The sequence below is a fragment of the Algibacter sp. L3A6 genome (genome assembly GCF_009796825.1).
Lineage (GTDB): Bacteria > Bacteroidota > Bacteroidia > Flavobacteriales > Flavobacteriaceae > Algibacter.
Window position 1 is genome coordinate 1983733 of record NZ_CP047030.1, and the last position, 22361, is coordinate 2006093.

At 34.2% G+C, this 22361-nt stretch carries 18 protein-coding genes and 1 tRNA gene; 9 read left to right on the plus strand and 10 right to left on the minus strand.

Annotated elements, in window-relative coordinates:
• The first annotated feature begins 50 nt into the window (after positions 1-50).
• Positions 51-695, plus strand: coding sequence for a hypothetical protein (locus tag GQR98_RS08310; RefSeq protein ID WP_159019106.1), 645 nt, complete (start codon positions 51-53; stop codon positions 693-695).
• On the opposite strand, the gene GQR98_RS08315 is transcribed toward GQR98_RS08310, so the two are convergent.
• Together GQR98_RS08315 and GQR98_RS08320 are read right to left on the minus strand one after the other, a co-directional pair.
• A complete protein-coding gene (locus tag GQR98_RS08315) occupies positions 692-1354 on the minus strand; it encodes a polysaccharide deacetylase family protein (protein WP_159019107.1) in 663 nt (220 codons plus the stop codon). The genes GQR98_RS08310 and GQR98_RS08315 overlap by 4 nt on opposite strands.
• A gap of 3 nt (positions 1355-1357) precedes the next feature.
• The gene (locus tag GQR98_RS08320) at positions 1358-4741 is read right to left on the minus strand and encodes a DUF2723 domain-containing protein (RefSeq protein WP_159019108.1); all 3384 of its coding nucleotides are present in this window, start codon (positions 4739-4741) and stop codon (positions 1358-1360) included.
• Between the two features lie 162 nt (positions 4742-4903).
• On the opposite strand from GQR98_RS08320, the gene GQR98_RS08325 reads away from it, so the two are divergent.
• Positions 4904-4976 (plus strand) — tRNA-Gln (locus GQR98_RS08325).
• 151 nt (positions 4977-5127) lie between these two features.
• Here GQR98_RS08325 and GQR98_RS08330 read toward each other — a convergent pair.
• A complete protein-coding gene (locus tag GQR98_RS08330) occupies positions 5128-5484 on the minus strand; it encodes a hypothetical protein (protein ID WP_159019109.1) in 357 nt (118 codons plus the stop codon).
• A 147-nt stretch (positions 5485-5631) separates the two neighbouring features.
• On the opposite strand from GQR98_RS08330, the gene GQR98_RS08335 reads away from it, so the two are divergent.
• The 6 genes from GQR98_RS08335 to GQR98_RS08360 all read left to right on the plus strand — a co-directional run bounded on the left by GQR98_RS08335 (position 5632) and on the right by GQR98_RS08360 (position 12449).
• On the plus strand, positions 5632-6147 hold the full coding sequence (locus tag GQR98_RS08335) for a CvpA family protein (RefSeq protein WP_159019110.1): 516 nt from the start codon (positions 5632-5634) through the stop codon (positions 6145-6147).
• Positions 6148-6419: 272 nt separating this feature from the next.
• Positions 6420-7841 (plus strand): stage 0 sporulation family protein, encoded by a 1422-nt coding sequence (locus tag GQR98_RS08340; RefSeq protein ID WP_159019111.1) that lies wholly within the window; start codon positions 6420-6422, stop codon positions 7839-7841.
• Positions 7825-8322: a gliding motility lipoprotein GldH gene (locus tag GQR98_RS08345; protein ID WP_317164225.1), complete on the plus strand. Its 498-nt coding sequence runs from the start codon at positions 7825-7827 to the stop codon at positions 8320-8322. Before GQR98_RS08340 ends, GQR98_RS08345 begins: the two co-directional genes overlap by 17 nt.
• A gap of 48 nt (positions 8323-8370) precedes the next feature.
• The gene (locus GQR98_RS08350; protein WP_159019112.1) at positions 8371-10707 is read left to right on the plus strand and encodes a penicillin-binding protein 1A; all 2337 of its coding nucleotides are present in this window, start codon (positions 8371-8373) and stop codon (positions 10705-10707) included.
• Between the two features lie 299 nt (positions 10708-11006).
• The gene (locus GQR98_RS08355; RefSeq protein ID WP_159019113.1) at positions 11007-11708 is read left to right on the plus strand and encodes a CoA transferase subunit A; all 702 of its coding nucleotides are present in this window, start codon (positions 11007-11009) and stop codon (positions 11706-11708) included.
• Positions 11709-11795: 87 nt separating this feature from the next.
• Positions 11796-12449, plus strand: coding sequence for a CoA transferase subunit B (locus GQR98_RS08360; RefSeq protein WP_159019114.1), 654 nt, complete (start codon positions 11796-11798; stop codon positions 12447-12449).
• 347 nt (positions 12450-12796) lie between these two features.
• On the opposite strand, the gene GQR98_RS08365 is transcribed toward GQR98_RS08360, so the two are convergent.
• The 7 genes from GQR98_RS08365 to hemB all read right to left on the minus strand — a co-directional run bounded on the left by GQR98_RS08365 (position 12797) and on the right by hemB (position 19667).
• Positions 12797-14473 carry an ABC transporter ATP-binding protein gene (locus tag GQR98_RS08365; protein ID WP_159019115.1) on the minus strand — a complete coding sequence of 559 codons (1677 nt, stop codon included), beginning with the start codon at positions 14471-14473 and terminating at the stop codon, positions 12797-12799.
• A complete protein-coding gene (locus tag GQR98_RS08370; RefSeq protein ID WP_159019116.1) occupies positions 14473-15186 on the minus strand; it encodes a 3'-5' exonuclease in 714 nt (237 codons plus the stop codon). The genes GQR98_RS08365 and GQR98_RS08370 overlap by 1 nt, the downstream gene beginning before the upstream one ends.
• A complete protein-coding gene (locus GQR98_RS08375) occupies positions 15183-16334 on the minus strand; it encodes a serine hydrolase domain-containing protein (RefSeq protein ID WP_159019117.1) in 1152 nt (383 codons plus the stop codon). The genes GQR98_RS08370 and GQR98_RS08375 overlap by 4 nt, the downstream gene beginning before the upstream one ends.
• A 66-nt stretch (positions 16335-16400) precedes the next feature.
• Positions 16401-16925, minus strand: coding sequence for a DUF4442 domain-containing protein (locus tag GQR98_RS08380; protein ID WP_159019118.1), 525 nt, complete (start codon positions 16923-16925; stop codon positions 16401-16403).
• Position 16926: 1 nt separating this feature from the next.
• Positions 16927-17400 carry a methylated-DNA--[protein]-cysteine S-methyltransferase gene (locus tag GQR98_RS08385; protein ID WP_159019119.1) on the minus strand — a complete coding sequence of 158 codons (474 nt, stop codon included), beginning with the start codon at positions 17398-17400 and terminating at the stop codon, positions 16927-16929.
• Positions 17400-18485, minus strand: a complete 1086-nt coding sequence (locus GQR98_RS08390; protein WP_159019120.1) for a CNNM domain-containing protein — start codon at positions 18483-18485, stop codon at positions 17400-17402. The genes GQR98_RS08385 and GQR98_RS08390 overlap by 1 nt, the downstream gene beginning before the upstream one ends.
• 189 nt (positions 18486-18674) lie before the next feature.
• Entirely contained in the window at positions 18675-19667 is a 993-nt protein-coding gene (gene hemB / locus GQR98_RS08395; protein WP_158845612.1) for a porphobilinogen synthase, read from the minus strand.
• 53 nt (positions 19668-19720) lie between these two features.
• On the opposite strand from hemB, the gene GQR98_RS08400 reads away from it, so the two are divergent.
• Positions 19721-22348 carry a DEAD/DEAH box helicase family protein gene (locus GQR98_RS08400; RefSeq protein ID WP_159019121.1) on the plus strand — a complete coding sequence of 876 codons (2628 nt, stop codon included), beginning with the start codon at positions 19721-19723 and terminating at the stop codon, positions 22346-22348.
• Positions 22349-22361 lie beyond the last annotated feature (13 nt).

The window sequence follows — 22361 nt, forward strand, 5'->3', positions numbered from 1 at the left end:
AAATTGAAGAATAATCTCAAATTTGAAGTAACAAAACTAATTAACTACAAATGGAAGAAGCAATTAAAATTTTGATTTACATTCATGCCTTTTTTGGTGGCCTTGGATTAATTACAGGAATAGGAAGTGTTATTGTAAAAAAGGGAAGTCCCGCACATAAAAGAATGGGCAAACTATTTTCTATTGGTATGCTGGTGAGTTCTTCTATTTCGTTACCAATTTCGTGTATGCCAAACCATGAAAATGTGTTTTTATTTTTAATTGGCTTATTTACAATTTATCTCGTTTTAGCAGGGAATCGTGCATTAACTTTTAAAACAAAAAAAGAGGCTGACATGAAAGATAAATTGATTTCTGGTTCTATGGTGTGCTTTTCAGTATTAATGATCTTAAATGGTACTTATGGTGTTCTAAATGGTTCTTCTATGAGTGTTCTGTTTCTATTCTTTGGTGGTTTTGGATTATTTATAAGTATTCAAGATTTCCGATTCTATAAAGCACCTAAAAAATTTAAGAATACCTGGTTGCGATTACATATCGGAAAAATGATAGGTGCTTTAATTGCATCCATTACAGCTTTTATTGTTGCTGGTTTGGGTATTTGGAATATAGTAGCTTGGACGTTGCCAACTATTATCGGGACACTATATATCATGTATTGGAAAAGAAAACTGAAACTAGGAGTTAAGTCTTAAAAGGTTAACGATTTAAATTGATAACCTTGCTCGCTAAAATGTTTTAAAACCTTTGGGAGTACGTATTGCATGTTTTTTGAAGCTTTTACACTATCATGAAAAACAACAATGCTACCACTTTTAGTTTTTGAAATAACGTTTTTTAAGCAAGTAGTTTCACTTATAGAGTTCTGCCAATCGAAGGATAAAATATCCCACATTATTATTTTGTAGCCAAGGTTAATGAGGTTTTTACCTTGTGCTCGTTTTATTTTGCCATAAGGTGGGCGAAATAATTTAATATCACTAGATGTTGCGGCGTGTTGTTGAGGTTTTTCTTTTTGAATGTTATTCTCAGCGGCATCAACTTCAGTTAAATAATCGGCTGTTTTAGTTTTCCAACCTTTAACATGGTTTTGAGTGTGGTTCCCAATGGTATGTCCGTTTTCTATAATGTCACGGAAAATTCCAGGATGCTTTTCAATGTTATTTCCTATACAGAAAAATGTAGCTTTCGCTTGATAAGCTTTTAATGTATCTAGGGTCCAATTTGTTATTTCTGGTGTTGGACCATCATCGAAAGTAAGATAGATTGTTTTTTCATTTGTTGAGATGTCCCAAATATAATTTGGGAACATCTTTTTTATAACAAATGGTGTTTTTGCAGGTGTTAAGGTCATGCCTTATTCTATAGGTTCAATGGTATCTGTGCTTACTCCAGCAGGAATATCTTTGTTTTCCTCTGGAGCGTATTCATCTTGATCACTATCACCATAAAAATATTTAAACATTTTTAGGTGATCGTTAAAAATATCGCCTTCAGTTTCAGCAAAAGGGATGTCGTATTTTATTAAAACATCAACTAAGCCTTTGTAGCGTTGTATGTCGGTATAAATATCTTCAAACAAACGTTCTTGTTTATCTGTTTTTAACTTACTGTAATATACTAAGTTTTCTTGATATTTTTGAGCAACTTCTTTAAATAAACGTTGCGCTTTTTCTTTGTTTCCTACTTCGTAATAAGCACTAATGTAAGGCTCTAAAAGCGTGTAATAACCAAAGAATTCAACAGGCATGTTTTCCATAGCTATATCTGCTATTTCTTCAGCTTTATCTATTTTATTCTCATTGATTAATTGCTCGGTTAATCGTGCTAAATTTCCACGATATGTAATTGAGTTTTTACGAGTTTCAACATCGTGATAAATGTCTGGACTTCCACTATTTCCCCAGTCCCATTTTTTAACTTTTTCATACATTAAATCGCTATCAACACGTCCCATATCAAACGGGTTCGATCTGTCAACCTCAGTTCTAATAGGCACTAGTTTATAGCACATGCCATCAAGTTGAAGGTAATCTTTCATCCAAATATAATCGTCGTCACCAAAGCTTCCGCCTGTAAAATAGATAGGGCGATTCCATTCATTATTAGCTACAATGTCTAACATTAGTAAACGGTTTTTGTATAGTGCACCGCCTTTAATTGTAAGGTCAATATAAGGTACGATTTTATCTGCATCTTCCGGTTTAACAATACCCGAGTTTAATGCATTTTGTTTATTTACCGGCAGGCGTAATGTTTCGGTTGGTAAATAACTAGCTTTTAAATCTTGTCTTCTTACTTGAGAAATATCGACACCTTGCTGTTCTAAAACATATTTGTATTTAGTTTTAGGATTATCACTTGCAATGAAGTCTAAAAATTGCTTCACCTCAATGGTATCTTTTGTTACAGGCTCTATCACGATATAATCGTTAGTGCCATATTTGTATAAATCGTGCGTTAATTGAGACGGTACAGGGTCGCTTTCGTAAGCCTTACGTTTCATTTGGTCTATATACCAATCGGTTTGAAATAAACTTGTGTTTACTACACGTACATCGGTTCTGTAGCCCTCAATTTCTTGAGCGTACCAAAGTGCGAATGTATCGTTGTCCCCAATGGTAAATAGAATACCATTTTCTGCACAAGAATCTAAATACATTTTAGCCATAGCATTGGCGGTGTATTTCCCAGAGCGGTCATGATCGTCCCAGTTGCTAGCAGCCATAATTCCAGGAACCAGAATTAAACAGGCTATAGTAACTATTGGTGCGGTAAGTTGTTTTGGTAAATATGTTTTAAAGAAATCGTACAATGCGTAAACGCCAAAACCAATCCATAGAGCAAATACGTAATAAGAGCCTACAACCGAGTAGTCACGCTCACGTGGTTCAAACGGACGTACATTTGTATAAACTTGTATGGCAATTCCTGTAAACAGAAAGAATACAAGCATTACCCAAAATAATTTTTTGTCTTTATTGTAAAGGAAGAATAAACCAATAATGCCTAGAATAAGCGGAAGCATGTAGTATGCATTTCTCGCCTTGTTGTTTTTAACATCGCTAGGTAAGTGGTCTTGCGAGTAGCCTAAATGCCATTCGTCAATAAATTTAATTCCTGTTATCCAGTTACCGTGATTATCATAACGACCTTGGATATCATCTTGTCTTCCAGAAAAATTCCACATAAAATAACGCCAGTACATGTAACCCAATTGGTATTCAAACATGTAAATTACATTACTAATTAGTGAAGGTTTTTCAACTTCAATTAAACTTTTTTCTTTTTTCAAGAAGTTATTATAATCTTCGTAATCTACATTGCCTTGTGCCACCTGATTTTTAAAATCATTAAGTTGGGCTTTATATTTTGTAATTTGGTTTAATGCGTAAGTTTTAGCTTGTTCCTCGGTTGCTCCAGCGTTAATAGCACTTCTATAATATGTGTTTTGCGCATCTGGTTTTACTTTGAAATCTAAAAAGCCAGAAAACATCATATAGTTTTCTGCATGCTCGGCACTCCACATTCTTGGTAAAATAGAAGCGTGTTTAGAGTTGTAGTTTTGTTTTGCTTTTTTCCAATCGTTTACAACAACGTATTCGCCTTTTTCTTTGTCTTTTTCATACTTAGGTTTATCATCTACATACGGGTTGTTTTCATCTAAATAAGCGTATTGATCGGTAAATTGAGGGCCGTAAAACAAATGCGTTTCTGGGTATTGCTCTAAGTTATAGTAAGCCAATAATTCTCTTGCACTCGATGGGTTGTTTTCATTAATTACCACATTGGCATTAGCACGAATTGGTAACATTAACCAAGTAGAAAAACCAATAATAACAAAGGTTAAACAAAGAATGGCTGTGTTTAAATGTACAAAGTGTTTCTTTCTAGTGTATTTTAAACCGTAAGTAATAAGGCCAACAAGTAGTAAGCCTGCAATAATAGACCCTGAATTAAAAGGCAAGCCAATAGTGTTCACGAAAAAGATTTCGAAAGCACTAAATATTTTAAGAATATTAGGAGCCAAAAGTTTAAAAACAAATAATAAAATACCAACCGAAGCAATATTTGCAATAATGAAGTTTTTTATAGTTACGGTTTTATAATTCTTGAAAAAGTAAACCAACCCTATGGCAGGTATGGTTAATAAGCCCATAAAGTGAACTCCAAAAGAAAGTCCGATAACAAAGGCAATTAAAATAAGCCATCGATTCCCTCTTGGGTTATCCATATCTTGTTCCCAACGTAAGCCTAGCCAGAATAAAACAGACATAATTAATGTCGCCATGGCATAAACTTCGGTTTCTACAGCATTAAACCAAAACGAATCGGTAAAAGTAAAGGCTAAACTACCAACTAAACCACTACCTAAAATGGCATAAGCTTGGTTTTTATTTATCTCACCATCTGCTGTAACCAGTTTTTTTAATAGAATTGTTATGGTCCAAAACATAAAAAGAATAGTGAATGCACTAGAAACAGCACTCATCATATTCATCATCCAGCCAATTAAAGCATTATTTCCAAATGTGAAAATGGAGAAAAAAGCACCTAACATTTGAAATAACGGCGCTCCTGGTGGGTGGCCAACTTGTAGTTTAGAAGAAGTTAAAATATACTCCCCTGCATCCCAAAAACTCACTGTTGGCTCAACAGTTAAGCTATAAGTAATAAGTGCTATTAAAAAAGAGAACCATCCTAAAATGGTATTCCATTTTTTAAAGTTAAAATTTGCCATAAAAATCTATACATTAATTGCTTTGGCGAATTTAATAATAAATACTTAATACCTTATGTTTTTAAGGAAACGTTAAGTGTTCAAAAAAAATAATTGAAAAAAAATTTAAAAAAGTTTGCACAAAGGAAAAAAAGTTCTAAATTTGCCGTCTCGAATAAAGAATGGCCCATGGTGTAACTGGCAACACGTCTGTTTTTGGTGCAGAAGAGTCTAGGTTCGAGCCCTAGTGGGCCAACTCTGAAACCAACCCTGATTACGAAAGTAATTGGGGTTTTTTTTGTGCTCTACTTTTAGGGTTTTACAGATAAAAAAAAGCTCCATATAAAATTTATGGAGCCTTTAAAAGTATAATTAGCTATTGGTTTTGCTGAAATTTTAAAAAAGAATTAATTAATATACTCGGTTTCTAGAAAGTAATTTACAATAGCTTCTTTCATTAAAACACTTTGTTCGCCAGCTTTTAAATGTGGTAAAGCTTCTAGCGCTGTGTAATGTGGCCAGCCATCTTTATCTACAAAATCAAGTTGGTAATATCCGTAAGGCATTAATAATTTGCAAATAGCAATATGCATTAAGTCTAGTTTTTGATCTTTTTTAAAAGCGCGCTCCAATTGTCCGAGTTCTTGTACGCCTATTAAATATATAATAGCGTCAAGATCTAAGGTGTCTCCATCTGCAAATTGATCAGATAGTTTTTTAACAACCAAGTTCCAGCGTTCCTTTAATTCTTCGTCTCTTGCCATTTTTAGTTTTTAAATTGAAATTTTTGGCAAAGTTAACGAACCTTTTGTTATTCTAAGATAACATAGTAGGCCATTTGCCGTTATTGTTTGTATCAGCAGTATTAGTGTGTAAATTCTTTTATTTTATATTTGCATTAAATTGTTACTATGGGTGTTATTGATATTGTTTTAGGCGCATTAATTCTATTTGGCTTGGTTCGTGGTTTTATGAAAGGGCTGTTTGTTGAGGTTGCCTCACTGGTTGCTTTGGTGGCTGGTGTTTATGGAGCTATCCATTTTAGTGATTTTGCTGCCGAATTTTTAAATGATAAAACCGATTGGGACGAAAAAACCATTAGTATTACCGCTTTTGCAGTAACATTTATTGTTATTATTTTGGCTATTTCACTTGCTGGGAAGGCTTTAACGAAGTTGGCCGATTTTGCAGCGCTTGGCATTATTAACAAATTAGCAGGGGGCGTTTTTGGCGCCTTAAAAATTGCAGTTATTTTAAGTGTAGTTTTAATAGTTTTCGATAGAATGAATAACACAATTACTTTTGTAGATGAAGAAAATGTGGACGATTCTATGCTTTATATGCCTGTGAAATCTTTGGTGCCTATGATTTTTCCGAATATTTTAACACCAAAAGAAGATACGGAAACTCCTGAAACCGAAGATTAATCTCATAGAGCAGTAGAGAATAAGGCGTCGTAAATAATTGAAATTTACCAAGATAATTAGCATTAATTACTAAAGCAAAAATCTTTGTTTCTAGTCTTTAGAATAATCTTATCTTTACATCTTGAAGTTGTATTTAGTAAACATACTTCATAAACCGTGTTATACTCTTGCTTTCACAGTTAAACGGCTGTAAAGTAAAGATTCAAAATAAATAGTTATAAACCTTCTTCTGGTAAAACTTTGGTTTTATTCAGAATCAATATATAAAATATATGGCTTGCGCAAGTTGCTCAACAAAAGACGGCTCTCCTAGTGGCTGCAAAAATAATGGCACCTGTGGTACAGATAGTTGCAATAAATTAACCGTATTCGATTGGTTAGCAAATATGTCACTTCCAAGTGGCGAAAAACCATTTGATTGGGTAGAAGTACGTTTTAAAAACGGACGAAAAGACTACTATAAAAATGCTGAAAATTTAACATTAAGTATTGGAGATATTGTAGCAACACAAGCACAATCTGGTCATGATATTGGTATGGTTACCCTTTCGGGGGAATTAGTACGCGTTCAAATGAAACGCAAAAATATTTCGGTAAAGCCAGTTGAAACATTAAAAATATACAGAAAAGCAAGTCAGAAAGATATTGATATTTGGCAAACAGCCCGTGATAAAGAAGAGCCAATGAAGGTTCGTGCACGTCAGTTTGCAATAGATTTAAAACTCCACATGAAAATTTCGGATATCGAATTTCAAGGAGACGCAAGTAAAGCCACGTTTTATTATACAGCCGAAGAGCGCGTAGATTTCCGTGAGTTAATTAAAGTTTTTGCGCGTGAGTTTAGAACACGTATAGAAATGAAACAAGTTGGTTTCCGCCAAGAAGCATCAAGACTTGGTGGTATTGGTTCTTGTGGACGTGAATTATGTTGTTCTACGTGGTTAACAGATTTTAGGTCGGTAAGCACATCTGCAGCGCGTTACCAACAGTTATCACTTAATCCGCAGAAATTAGCAGGACAATGCGGTAAATTAAAATGTTGTTTAAACTACGAATTAGATACGTATTTAGATGCTTTAAAAAGTTTTCCAAAAACAGATATTAAGTTAAAAACAGGGAAAGGAACAGCAGTTTGTCAAAAAACAGACATTTTCAAAGGGCATATGTGGTATGCTTATGAAGGTGAATGGATGAACTGGCACAAAATAACAACAGAGCAGGCTAACGAAATTATTGAAGCTAACAAAAAAAACGAACCTATTGCTAGCCTAGAAGAATACGCTTTAGATGTTTTAGAAGATGTTAAAACAGAGTTCGAAAATGTTGTTGGTCAAGATAGTTTAACACGTTTCGATAGTCCAAAACGTAATAACAAACGTAAAAATACTAGAAAGAAGCCGAACCAAAAGGGGGCAGCTCCAAATGCTAATCAAAAGCCAAGGCCTAATCCTAAGAGTCCAAATACAGCACCAAAAAGACAAAACCCAAATCAAAAAGGGCCGAATCAAAAAGGTGAAGGAGCTCCAAAAGCGACGCCTAATAAAAGAGCTCCTAAGAAAAGAACAGGAGATAATGGCCCAGCAAATACGGATAAACCAAACACTAATCCGAACAGGAATAACCGAAACCGGAATAATAAAAGAAAACCTAAACCAAAATCAAAACCACAAAGCAATAATGATGCTACCGAATAATAGCTTCTTGTTTTTTTTAATAACCACATTGGTGTTTACATCATGCGATTCTAATCGTGTTTTCGATGAGTATCAATCGGTTCCAAATACTTGGAATAGAGAGAATGTTGTCAGTTTCAATATTACTCTAACCGATTCTATTAAACCTTATAATTTATTTGTAAATCTGAGAAATACAAATGCTTATAAGTACAATAATATCTTTCTAATTGTTGAAATGATAAACCCGAACGGAAAAATTCAAAAAGATACTTTGGAGTATAAAATGGCCGAACCTAGCGGAAAACTTTTAGGTACAGGTTATACAGATGTAAAAGAAAACAAACTTTGGTATAAAAAAGGTTTTGTGTTTAACGAAACTGGCGAATATAAGGTTAATATACACCAAGCTATGCGCGAACGCGGCAAAGTAAATGGTGTTGTAAACCTAGACGGTATAACCGATGTTGGCTTTAGAATAGAAAATCCCACAATACAGTAATCCCTAATTTTAAAACTTAAATCGCTTATAATTTAAGGCTCTTAAACCATGGCAAAAGCAAAAAAAGAAACAACTACAGTTCAAGATTTCACAAAATACATTCGATGGTTTTGGGTGATATTTTTAGGAGGTATTCTCTCAATTATTTTAGTGTTTTTATTGGCATCTTGGGGTGTTTTTGGCGAAATGCCAGATCACACCGTGTTAGAAAATCCTAAAACAAATTTAGCAACAGAAATTCTTTCTTCCGATGGGCAAACCCTAGGTAAGTTCTATTTTAATGATAACAGAACGCCTGTTGGTTATAATGAGTTACCACAATATTTGGTAAACGCTTTAATAGCAACGGAAGATGCACGTTTTAAAGATCACTCTGGTATTGATGCCAAAGGAACTTTACGGGCAATATTGACGCTTGGTAGTGGTGGTGGAGCAAGTACTATTTCTCAACAATTAGCAAAGCAGTTATTTCATGGTGAAGGCTCTAAAAATATTATAGAGCGTGTTTTGCAAAAAGTAAAAGAGTGGATTATTGCTATTCGTTTAGAACGTCAATACACTAAAGAAGAAATTATTGCACAATATTTTAATATTTACGATTTTTTAAATAATGCCGATGGTATTCGAAGTGCCTCACGTATTTATTTCGGTAAAGAGCCTATAGAGTTAGATTTAAAAGAATCTGCTATGCTTGTTGGTATGTTTAAAAATTCATCTCTATTCAACCCAAGAAAAAGAGTTGAGCTTACTAAAACCCGTCGAAATGTAGTATTAGCTCAAATGGAGAAGTACGATTTTATAGATGAAACAGTAAAAGATTCTCTTCAAAAAACAGATTTAGATTTAAACTATTCTCCAGAATCCCACCGTGAAGGTATCGCTACTTACTTTAGAGGATATTTAGATGGTTTTATGAAAGATTGGATTAAAGAAAATCCTAAGCCAGACGGTACAAAGTATAATTTATATAACGACGGGTTAAAAATTTATACAACCATCGATTCTCGTATGCAAAAACATGCTGAAGATGCTGTGCAACAACATATGCCAAGACTTCAAGCTGAGTTTTTTAATCAGAATAACATTAAAAAGAATCCTACAGCTCCGTTTTTAGATCTTGATAAAAATGAAATCACATCTTTATTAAGACGAGGAATGAAACAGTCTGAACGTTGGAGACATCTTAAATACGATTTAAAAAAATCGGATAAAGAAATAGAAGCTTCGTTTGAAACACCGTCAGAAATGACTGTTTTTGCATGGGAAGATGGTAGAGCGTCAGAAGTAGATACTATCATGAAGCCTATAGATTCTATGCGTTATTATAAATCATTCCTTCGTACAGGTATGATGTCTATGGATCCGCAAACAGGCCATGTAAAAGCTTGGGTTGGTGGTATGAATTACCGTCACTTTCAATATGATATGGTAAACCAAGGAAAACGTCAAATTGGTTCGACCTTTAAGCCTTTCGTTTATACAGCGGCTATGGATCAGTTGCATTTATCACCTTGTGATGAGTTGCCAGATACACCATTTTGTATCGAAGCCAATAAATACGGAAACCCAGAAGAATGGTGTCCTAAAAACTCAGGTGGTGAGTATGGTGGTACACGTTCTTTGAAGAATGCATTAGCTAATTCGGTTAATACCATTACAGCACGATTAATTGATAAAGTAGGACCGCAAACGGTTATAGATTTAGTTAGAAAATTAGGAATCGATTCTGATATTCCTGCTGTGCCTTCTATTGCTTTAGGAACACCAGATATTAGTGTTTACGAAATGGTTGGTGCTTATTCTACTTTTGCAAACCAAGGGGTTTATACCAAGCCCGTTATGGTAACAACAATTGCCGATAAGAACGGAACTATTTTATATCAATTTAAACCAGAAACACGGGATGTTTTAAGTGAAGAAACCGCTTATGTTACCGTAAAACTTATGGAAGGTGTAACACAATCTGGTTCTGGTGCACGTTTAAGAGGTAAAGGAAGAGATTCTTATAGAAGTGATTATAGAAAAGTAATTACAGGATATCCATATGAGTTTACAAACCCAATTGCAGGTAAAACCGGTACTACACAAAACCAAAGTGATGGTTGGTTTATGGGTATGGTTCCAAACTTAGTAACTGGTGTTTGGGTTGGAGGCGAAGATAGAGCTGTCCATTTTCCTGGTATTACTTACGGGCAAGGTGCAGCAATGGCTCTACCAATTTGGGGTGTTTACATGAAGAACTGTTATGCCGACAAGCATTTAGAAATTTCTAAAGATGCTTTTACAAAACCTAAAAATTTATCTATTAATGTAGATTGTTCTAAGGTTGATAGCGATTCTGATAGTAATCAAGATGATAATACACCTGAAGATTTAGATTTTTAAATCTTCAGAACTTAATATAATGTATTAAAAACCATTCTGAAAAGGATGGTTTTTTTGGGTTTAGTTTGTAGCTAATTTGTTAAGTCTTGAATAGGTTTCTTTTTAATAAATTTTTCCGTGTAAACTATACCCATAAATTATTGGAGATGAAAGATTTTATGGTTCAATTTTATTTAACTAAAACGTTGATAATATTATTTGTTTAAATTTTAATATTCTTTTGAATTATTCGTAAATTTAAGCAGCTTTAAATGATGTTTTTATAAAAACAGGAAGCTTAATTCTAAAACGGATTCATAATGATAAATAAGAAAGTAGCTAATGTTGATGCCGCGCTAAATGGTGTAAAAGAAAATATGACCTTTATGCTAGGCGGATTTGGATTGAGTGGCATTCCCGAAAATGCTATAGCTAAGTTAGTAAAACTTGGAGTTCATGGTTTAACCTGTATTTCTAATAATGCAGGTGTTGATGATTTTGGATTGGGTTTACTACTTCAAAAAAAACAGATTAAAAAAATGATTTCTTCTTATGTTGGCGAAAATGATGAATTTGAACGCCAAATGCTTTCTGGAGAACTCGATGTTGAACTTATTCCGCAAGGTACATTAGCTGAAAGATGTCGAGCTGCTCAAGCGGGATTCCCTGCTATTTACACACCTGCAGGTTATGGAACCGAAGTAGCCGAAGGTAAAGAAACGAGAGAATTTGATGGTAAAATGTATGTGTTAGAGCATGCGTTTAAAGCCGATTTTGCTTTTGTTAAGGCCTGGAAAGGCGATGCCGCAGGTAATTTGATTTTTAAAGGAACCGCTCGAAATTTTAATCCGGTAATGTGTGGTGCTGCAAAAATTACTGTTGCTGAGGTTGAAGAGTTGGTGCCACTAGGAAGCTTAGATCCGAATCAAATTCATATTCCTGGTATTTTTGTACAGCGTATTTTTCAAGGAGAACGTTATGAGAAACGAATTGAGCAACGCACAGTAAGACCGCGCGTTTAAATTTGTTATTCTTTTAGGTAGAGTTTTAAAATTAAGAATCCAATTAAGATGTTTTCGCTTTCGCGGAACTAATAAAGACACAAAATCATGTTAGATAAAATAGGTATAGCAAAGCGCATTGCAAAAGAAGTTCAGGATGGTTATTACGTTAATTTAGGAATTGGTATTCCAACGTTGGTAGCGAATTATGTTAGAGAAGATATAGAGGTCGAATTTCAAAGTGAAAACGGCGTTTTAGGCATGGGACCTTTCCCTTTTGAGGGAGAAGAAGATGCCGATGTTATAAATGCAGGAAAACAAACTATAACGGCTTTACCTGGGGCTAGCTTTTTCGATTCGGCTTTGAGTTTCGCAATGATTCGTGGTCAGCATGTCGATTTAACTATTCTAGGTGCTATGGAAGTGGCCGAAAATGGAGATATTGCAAACTGGAAGATTCCGGGGCGTATGGTTAAAGGCATGGGAGGAGCGATGGATTTGGTAGCAAGTGCCGAAAATATTATTGTTGCCATGATGCATACTAATAAAAAAGGTGAGTCTAAACTTCTTAAAAAATGTACGTTGCCGTTAACAGGTGTTGGATGTGTTAAAAGAATTGTAACCAACCTTGCTGTGTTAGAAGTAACAGCGGTAGGGTTTAAACTTTTAGAACGGGCTCCAGGTGTTTCTGTAGAAGACATAAAGAACGCAACAGAAGGCACTTTAATTATTGATGGAGACATACCAGAGATGCAATTTTAATAAGTTGTTTTTAGGTAGTTTGTGGGTGTGAGTTGACTTAAATGTTAAAATTTAATGTATTTCATCGATAATATATGTTTTTAAACTGATTTATTCAAAGAAAAGAATATCTTTACAGAGAACAAAGAAACCAAGTTTAATTATAGATTTCCCCCAAATCTACCATAACCTAACCCTTATGAATTTTGCACCAAATCTACCTGAACAACCTACATTTAAAACAAGTAAATTTCAAGAATCTGTACAAGGAAACTTGCAATTTTTAAAAGGCCTACTTTACTTGACCAAGAAAATTTTCATGCTATAACTTCCCCAAGTTATAGCGTGAATCTATTTCACAATTCTTATTAAATCCCTTTCGGAATAGCTTCAATAAGCTTTTTTGTATAATCCTTTTTTGGAGCTTTGTAGATAGTATCGGCATCGTCCAATTCTTCAATTTGACCTTTATTCATAACTAATAATTGGTCGCTCATATACTTTACAACGGCTAAATCGTGTGAAATAAAGATATAAGTAAAACCGAAATCTTTTTTTAGCTCATTTAATAGGTTTAAAACTTGTGCTTGTACTGATATGTCAAGTGCAGAAACAGACTCGTCGCAAACAATAAGTTTGGGTTGTAAAGCAATGGTGCGCGCAATACCAATACGTTGGCGCTGCCCGCCAGAAAATTCGTGAGGATATCTATTAAAATAATCTTCAGATAGACCAACACGGTTTAAAATATCAATAACTTTTTCTTTCCTTTCTTTAGTAGAGTTGAATAGTCCATGAACTTTCATAGGTTCCATAATGGCTTCTCCAACTGGCATTCTTGGATTTAATGAGGAGTAAGGATCTTGGAATATAATTTGAATATCTTTTCTAAGTTTTCTAGTTTCAGTTTTATCTAATTTTGTGATATCAATACCGTTATACAAAATTTGTCCTGCCGTGGCTTTATCTAATTGAAGGATAGCGTTACCAAGTGTCGATTTTCCGCAGCCAGATTCACCTACTAATCCTAATGTTTCACCAGGATATAATTTGAAACTTACATTATTTACGGCTTTAAAAGATGTCGCTTTTTTAAAGAATCCAGCACTAGATAAATATTCTTTTTCAACATTAATAACTTCTAATAACGGTGTTTGGCTATAAATTTTTTCATGATTTACTTGCCTGTCATGGTCGGTTACAATTTCGGTAGAGGTTGTGTCTTCCAAAAAATCTTTTATTGTTGGTAAGGTTTTTAGGCGTGTATCTAATGATGGACGCGAGTTAATTAATGCTTTGGTGTAATTGTGTTGTGGGTTTTTGAATATAGTTTTAACTAAGCCTTCTTCAACTAAGTTCCCTCTAAACATAACCAAAACATGGTTCGCTATTTCGGAGATTAAAGCCAAATCGTGAGTAATGAAAATAATACTCATTTTGGTTTCAGCCTGTAGTTCTTTTAGAAGTTTTATTATATCTTTTTGTACGGTAACATCTAGTGCTGTTGTAGGTTCGTCGGCAATTAAAACATCGGGTTTACATGCAATAGCCATCGCAATCATAACGCGTTGTTTTTGGCCTCCAGATATTTCGTGTGGATATTTGGTGTAGGTGCGTTTTACGTCGGGTAGCTTTACTTTTTCGAATAAAGATAGCGTTTCGTTTTCGGATTCTTTTTTAGATAAATTGGTGTGCTGTAAAAGAATTTCTTGTACTTGCTTGCCACAAGTCATAGACGGATTTAAAGAACTCATTGGTTCTTGAAAAATCATGGCTATTTTTTTACCTCTTATATTTTGAAATGCTTTGGATGATAGTTTGGTTAAATCTTCATTATTAAAGAGAATGTTTCCTGAGGTTATTTTAGAAATTTTCTTCGGAAGTAAGCCTAAAATGGCTAATGAGGATACCGATTTCCCTGAACCCGATTCGCCTACAATACCTAAAATTTCATTTTCCTTTAGGTTGAAAGATATGTTATGGATGACTTCGTTGCCATTAAATGCAATGGATAAATCGGTTATGCTAAGTATGTTTTTCTTCATTAAATATGAATAATTTCGTCGTTTGTTAAAATGGCATCACCTCGTAATCGTAAAAATATCTGTGCCACAGCAATGGTATCTTTTTCGCAATATGTTACAATTCTATCAATTTCTTTTTCTTCGTAAAATACACGATAAACCTCGCTACCATCAATATCATCTTTTGGAGACGGAATACCTAATACGCTAGTTAATAGCTTTAAGGAGGTATAGGTTTTATAATCACCAAATTTCCATAATTCTAGAGTATCTAGATGTGGTACTTCCCAAGGTTTTTTACCAAATAAATTTAATTTTTGTGGTATTTCAATATCGTTTATAATCATGCGTCTAGCAATAAACGGAAAATCGAATTCTTTACCATTGTGACCGCAAAGTAAGTGTTTTGCTTGATTAAAATGAGTGTTTAATAGGGTTTTAAAATCAGTTAAAAGTTTAACTTCTTCGCCATGGAAAGAAGTTGTTCTAAAACTTCGTGACTCATCCGTGATTTTAAAATAGCCCACCGAAATACAAACTATTTTACCAAACTCTGCCCAAATTCCGGCGCGGTTATAAAATTCTTCGGCGGTTTCATCTTCTTTGCGCTGGTATTTCGATTTGTGTTCCCAAAGCGCTTGTTTTGTTTCATCTAAATCAGAGAAATATTGTGTTTCCGGAACAGTTTCAATATCCAGAAATAAAATGTTTTCTAAGTTAAGTTTACGTATCATTTTTCTAGCATTTTATAGGCTTCGTTTATATACACAGAAATATCGTCGGTAAACGTAGCTACTGTTTTTATTGGCCCTTTAGAGTGTCCTAACCTTACTATTATTAAATTATCGTTTGGTTCTACAATAACGTACTGCCCTAAGTGGCCACGCATCATAAAAAAGTGTTTATCTTTTATTGTTCTTAGCCACCAACCATAACCATATTCCGGACTGTTTTTAAAGCGTGGTTTAATTGATTTTGCCACAAAAGCGGAGTCTAAAATTTGTTTGCCGTTCCATTTTCCATGGTCTTTGTAAAGTTTACCAAAGCGCGCAAAATCTTTAGCATTACTCGCTATACAGCAATAGGCTTTTACTAAATCGTGAGTTTCGCTATCGACCTGCCATAAGGTTGAGTTTTCAGAATTTAAAGGTTTCCAGAAGCTTTCGGTTAAATAATTATAGAGTTTTTTGCCCGTAGCTTTTTCTATCACCATGGCTAACATTTGTGTGTCTCCACTAGCGTATATAAAAGACTGTCCAGGAGTATCTACAACCTTTAGACTGTTTGTTACTTTCGCTAGGTCGTCATCAAAATAAGCACGTGTTGTAATAGATAGAGGCGAGTAGTAGGCTTCGTCCCAATTAGTGCCAGAAGCCATACTAGATAAATCTCCAACCGTCATGGTTTCTGCTAATCCGTCACAAAATTCAGGTAAAAAATCGCAAACTGGTTGGTCTAAATTTTTTATATAACCCTCTTGTATCGCTTTACCTAAAAGTCCCGACACATAGCTTTTGGCCATCGAAAAGGAATTTGATGGTGAGTTTGCGCTAAAACTGTCGTAGTAATTTTCGAACCAAATACTATCGTTTTTAATAATCACGTAGGCAATGGTTCCGTTTTGCGAATTGATTTCAGATAGCGTTTCGGTCTCTTTTACAGAATTATAATCTGTATGGTTTGGCCAAGGGATAGGTGTGTCCGTTTCAATCACTCTGTTATCTAGTTCTTTATAATCTTCTAGAAAAGCTGTGGTGTGGCCTTTTAGATATATGGTTCTAACGGCTTTTATTAAGTAGTCTGTATCGGTGATATAAAGTACAGCAATAAGTAGAACGATTATTATGGCGAGCCATTTAATAAGTTTTTTAAGGAATGTCATTTATTTGGTTTAGTATAGAAACTAAAGATAATAAAATTCTATACTAATAAAAAAAGAAGGTTTGTTTTAAGCGGGAGAATTCGTTTTACGTTTTCGTTTATTTTTGTAAAATACTTTATCGGCAACATAAATAGTTTTTGATAATTCGGCGATAATAGTACCGTTTTTATCTACAATGTTTGGGGTTTTTACCAAGTTGAATTCTCCATTTTTAGAAACTTCAGTTTTAATAAGATTTAAATCTTCTTCGGAAAAAATAAATTCTGCAAACACGGTTTCTTTTGCAGGGCGTTTAAAATTTATGGTGGCGCTTTTATCCCAAACTACATAGTCGTCTCCAAGAATATTCATGAGCTGAATCATGTAAATCGGGTCGGTTGCCGAAAATAGGCTACCGCCAAAAATAGTACCTACAAAATTTCGGTTTTTAATACTTAACGGGATTTTAATTTTAACGTACATTAAATCTTCCGAAACCTTAAGTAATCGACCTGTAGATCTTCTGTACATTGGAGACCAGTTGAACCCGTATTTATAAATTTGAGCATCGGTAAAAAAACGTTTTGCAATCTTTGTTATGGTTCTGTACATTCTAAAAAAGCGATTGTTGTTTGTATGGGCTTTCGTGTTCTATGAGCCATTTTTTTCTGTGAAGTCCGCCTGCGTAACCTGTTAAGCTACCGTTACTACCAATAACACGATGGCATGGTACAATAATCCAAAGCGGATTTTTACCGTTAGCATTGGCAACTGCTCTAATGGCTTTTACATCTCCTAGCTCTTTAGAAAGGTCTAGGTATGATGTGGTTTTACCATGCGGGATTTGCTCTAAGGCATCCCAAACACGCTTTTGGAAATCAGTGCCTTGTGCGTTTAGTTTTAAACTGAACTCTGTGCGTATGCCTTCAAAATATTCTTGAAGTTGCGTTGCACATTCTTCAAGCTCTATAGGGATAATATCGGTTTCTTTTTCTTCAGAATTTAAAACCGTTACCTGAGTAATACCATCTACATCGCCAACTATTTTGGTGAAACCCAAAGGTGATTTGATGATGCAGGTTTCCATTAGTTTTTAGGGCTGTCTTCGTCAAGGATACCAAGTTTTTTAGCTCGTGCTTCCCAACTTTTTCTGGCCATAGATTGTAAATCAGATACGTTATCACTCTCGTCCATAATCTCTAAACCTAAAAGTGTTTCAATAACATCTTCCATAGTCACCAAACCACTAACAGATCCGTACTCATCTACCACTAAAGCCATATGGTTTCTAGTTTCTACAAGTTGTTCAAAAAGTTTTGGTATTGGTAAATTACGGTCTACAATTATTATATTTCTTGTAAGTTCAGATAGTTTTTTTGTGCCGTTTCCTAGAGCCATTTCTTTAAAAACTTCATCTTTTAAAACTAAGCCTGTAATGTTATCTGGGTTCTCAGAAAAAATAGGAATTCTAGAAAAACGTAAGTTTAAGTTTCTGTTAAAAAACTCTTCTACTGTAGCGTTTTGATCTTCGGCAAGCATAACCGTTCTTGGTGTCATCACGTTTTTAGCAAAGACTTCCTTAAAGGTTAATAAATTCTTTATTATTTTACTTTCATTTTCTTGAAAAACACCTTCTTCTTGAGCCATATCGGCCATTACTAAAAAGCCTTCACGGCTTAAAACGCTACCATGGCCTTTACCGCCAATAAGTTTTGTTGTAAGTTGAAGTACCCATAAAATTCCTGTCCATTTTAATGGGAAGATTAAAACAACTAAAGCTTTAGAAGTAAAATTTGCCAATTGTTTCCAGTACATGGCACCAATTGTTTTCGGGATAATTTCCGAAGCCACTAAAATAAGCAACGTCATAATTGCCGAAACAACACCTACGGTATTAATACCCCAGAACTCTATTTTGTATGGTAAACTTTCTGCTTGAATCCCCACCATCATAGCGCCTAAAGTATGCGCAATAGTGTTTAATGTTAAAATTGCAATTAGAGGTTTATCTACATCTTTCTTTAAAGTTTCTAACGTTAAAGCGTAATCTTTGCCTTCTTGCTTTTTAACATTTATAAAGGTGGGTGTTACACTCAGTAAAACGGCCTCGAGTATAGAACATAAAAAAGAAAAGAAAACGGATATGGTTGCCCAGAAAATTAATGCGCTCATTAATGATGATTTTGTTAAATGCTAATTTACAAAATCAAATCAATTTAAAGATGAAATAATACAAGTACCACTAGATTATTATAAAAGCAGGCAATAAGGCGGATAAAAAAGAACAAAAACAAAAAAAATCGTCAACCTAAATATTAACTTATCTAAGTTGACGATTTGTAAATTTATTGGTTTTTGAAATTATCCATTCAAAATTTTCACGACATCTTTAGCAAAGTAACTTGCTATAATATCGGCACCAGCACGTTTAAAAGCCATGGTAGTTTCCATCATAACTTGGTCGTGATTTAACCAGCCTTTTTCAGCGGCTGCTTTTATCATAGCATATTCGCCAGAAACTTGATATACTGCTACAGGAACATCTACTTCATTTTTAATATCTCTTAAAATATCAAGGTAAGATAAGCCCGGTTTTACCATAACAATATCCGATCCTTCATCAATATCCATTAGTGTTTCGCGTATAGCTTCTATTCTATTTCCGCAATCCATTTGGTAGGTTTTTTTATCTTTTGGTACATCAACCAAATCAACAGGAGCCGAGTCTAGAGCATCACGAAAAGGCCCGTAAAAAGCCGATGCGTATTTTGCTGAATAACTCATAATCCCCGTATTTTTAAAACCTTCGTTTTCTAATAGTTGACGAATTTGTAAGGTTCTGCCATCATTCATATCACTAGGCGCAACAAAATCGGCTCCTGCTTGTGCATGTGTTAAAGCCATTTGCGATAATACAGCAGCAGACTCATCGTTTATAATCATACCATTTTGTACAATACCATCATGTCCAAAAGAAGAATAAGGATCTAGTGCAACATCCGTCATCACTAACATATCCGGACAAACGTTTTTTATAGTTTTAATGGCGCGTTGCATTAATCCGTTCGGGTTTAAAGCTTCAGTGCCTTTATTATCTTTTAAGTTATCTGGCACTTTTACAAAAAGTAAAACCGATTTTAGTCCAAGGCTCCAAAGTTCTTTTATTTCACCTTCTAATAAATCTAAACTATACCTAAAATAGTTTGGCATCGATGCTATTTCATCTTTAATACCTTTCCCTTCAACCACAAAAAGTGGTACTAAAAAGTCGTTTGGAGTTATTACAGTTTCACGAACTAAGCTACGAATAGCTTCATTAGTTCTCAATCTTCTATTTCTTCGTAATGGATACATAGTTTTTATTACTTTTATCGAATACAAAGTTAATAATTTAAACCCTTTTTATCTTGCTCGAATCGTTTCGATTTTTAGAATTTAACTTTCCTTGGCGAAGTTATCAGGCTAATTTGCTAAAACACTTCAATACTCATATTGAGGATAATCATTTTCATGTTATTGCACCTCCAGGATCTGGGAAAACCATTCTCGGTATTGAAATTATTAGAAAGTTAAACAAGAAAACCTTGGTTTTAGCACCCACCTTAACCATTAGAAATCAATGGGAAAACCGCTTACAAACCTTTTTTACTAGAGATGAAGATTTTGAGCCGTTTTCTTTCGATTTAAAAGCGCCTAAAGATATTACCTTTTCTACTTACCAATCGTTACATGCTTTTTACAAAACGTTCGAAGATAAAAATGATTATTACGCCTTTTTCAAAAAGCATAATATTCAAACATTGGTTTTAGATGAAGCGCATCATTTAAAAAATGCATGGTGGACCTGCTTAATTGATTTAAAAGAAAATATTCCGTTTCATTTAGTGGCCTTAACCGCCACGCCACCTTATGATAGCGATAGAACGGAAGTTGCTAAATACTTTAAGCTTTGTGGAGACATAGACGATGAAATTGCGGTGCCGGACTTGGTTAGAGAAACCGATTTATGTCCTCATCAAGATTTTGTTTACTTTTCTAAACCTGAAGATTTAGAGATTAATTTTATAGTTGAATATAGAGAGAAAATAGCAAGGTTTAAGGATGAATTAATAGAGGATGAAGCTTTTATATCTTTTCTGAAAGCTCATCGTTTTTATAAAAGCCCGAAGTATCATTTAGAAGCTATTTATAGCAATACTGAATATTTTTCGGCGATTCTTATTTTTTTAAATGCCTGCGGAATTAGTATTGAAAAGGAAAAACTTGAACTTCTTGGTTTTGAGAGTGATGAAACAATTCAGTTTCCAGGGCTACAATTAGAATGGTTGGGTGTTTTATTTCAGAATTTATTAGTGTCCGATCGAGAACTTTTGATAGATCACGAAGTTTATTTAATGAGATTGGAAAAGAAACTCCGCCAATTAGATGTGTTTCGAAAAAGAAGAGTAGATTTTATTGGTGAAAATTTGCTGTATAAATCACTCTCAAACAGCCCGAGTAAATTAAAAAGTGTTGTTGATATTGTAAAGGCTGAACGCGAAAATTTAAAAGAAGATTTACGATGCGTTATTTTAACCGATTACATTCGGAAGGAATTTTTAAACACGCAAAAAGAACTTATAAATAGTATTGGTGTTATGCCAATATTTCAATTTATAAGGAGTAGCTGCTCGCATAAAGAAGACCTAGCGGTGCTTTCAGGAAGCTTAGTTATTGTACATAAAAATGTGTTGAAGGCTTTTGATAAGATTGAAAGTTGCGATGATTTTTCATTTTCTTCTTTAGAAATTGATGTCGATTTTTTAGTGGTTTCATCTAAAATTAAAACAAAAAATAGCATTGTAAGTATTATTACAAAACTTTTTGAAGATGGAGATATTAAAGTTCTGGTGGGTACAAAATCGTTGCTTGGTGAAGGTTGGGATGCGCCTTCTATCAATAGTTTAATTTTAGCTTCCTTTATTGGTTCGTTTGTTTCATCTAATCAAATGCGTGGTCGTGCTATTAGAAAAGATGCCGATAAGCCAGATAAAACTGGGAATATTTGGCATTTGGCTTGTGTAGATATTACAGATGCAAGCGGTGGGCGAGATGTTGAAGTTTTAAAGCGACGTTTTGATGCTTTTGTAGGTGTTACTAATAATGATGTTCCGTTTATTTCTAACGGCATTGATCGTTTAAATTTTCCTGAACATTTTTTAGAAGAAGATATTGATGTTTTAAATGAAGTGACTTTAAAACGTGCAAAAGATAGAAGTGAAACAACCAAAAAATGGCAAGACTCTATTGGTAAAGGAACAAGATTAGCCAAAGATGTGAGGCTGTTTTATATAGGCGATAAACCTTTTACTAGACAGCGCCAATTATATTACTTTGATGCCATTCGCTTTTTTGTAGTCGAGTTAATGCTTGCTGTTTCTGTGTTTTATGTCGAGTTTATTCTAAGAGGTATAAACCTTGTTGTACAACGTGGTGTGCTATATTTTATTTATGCCTTTCTAGCTGCTTTTTTATTTTCGTTTGGACTTAAATTATATCGCGCTATAACGCTTTATGTAAAACATGGGTATCTGTATAAAAAGATACAAAATATGGGGCTTTCCATATTGGATACTATGGTTGAATTGAATTATATGACAACGAAAAAAGATGAGCTAATTGTAACATCCAGTCTTGTGAATAAAGGCGATGTATCGTGTAGTTTACTTGGTGGGAATGCTTATGAAAGTACTGTATTCTCTAAAGCATTAAGTGAAATTATAAACCCGATAGATTCACCGAGATATCTTATTATTAAAAGTAGTTTCTTCAGAAAGCGATTAGATATTGAAAACTTTTACCCGGTTCCTGAGATTTTTGGAGATAAAAAAACGAAAGCTGTAGTTTTTCAAAAACATTGGAACACGCATATTGGCAAAAGTAAATTGTTTTACACAAGGCATAAAGAAGGCCGGAAATTACTGTTAAAAGCGCGATTGGCACATGTGCATCAGGCTTTTAAAAAAGTATCAAAAGAGGTGATGGTTTGGAAATAATTAAGTTAAAAAA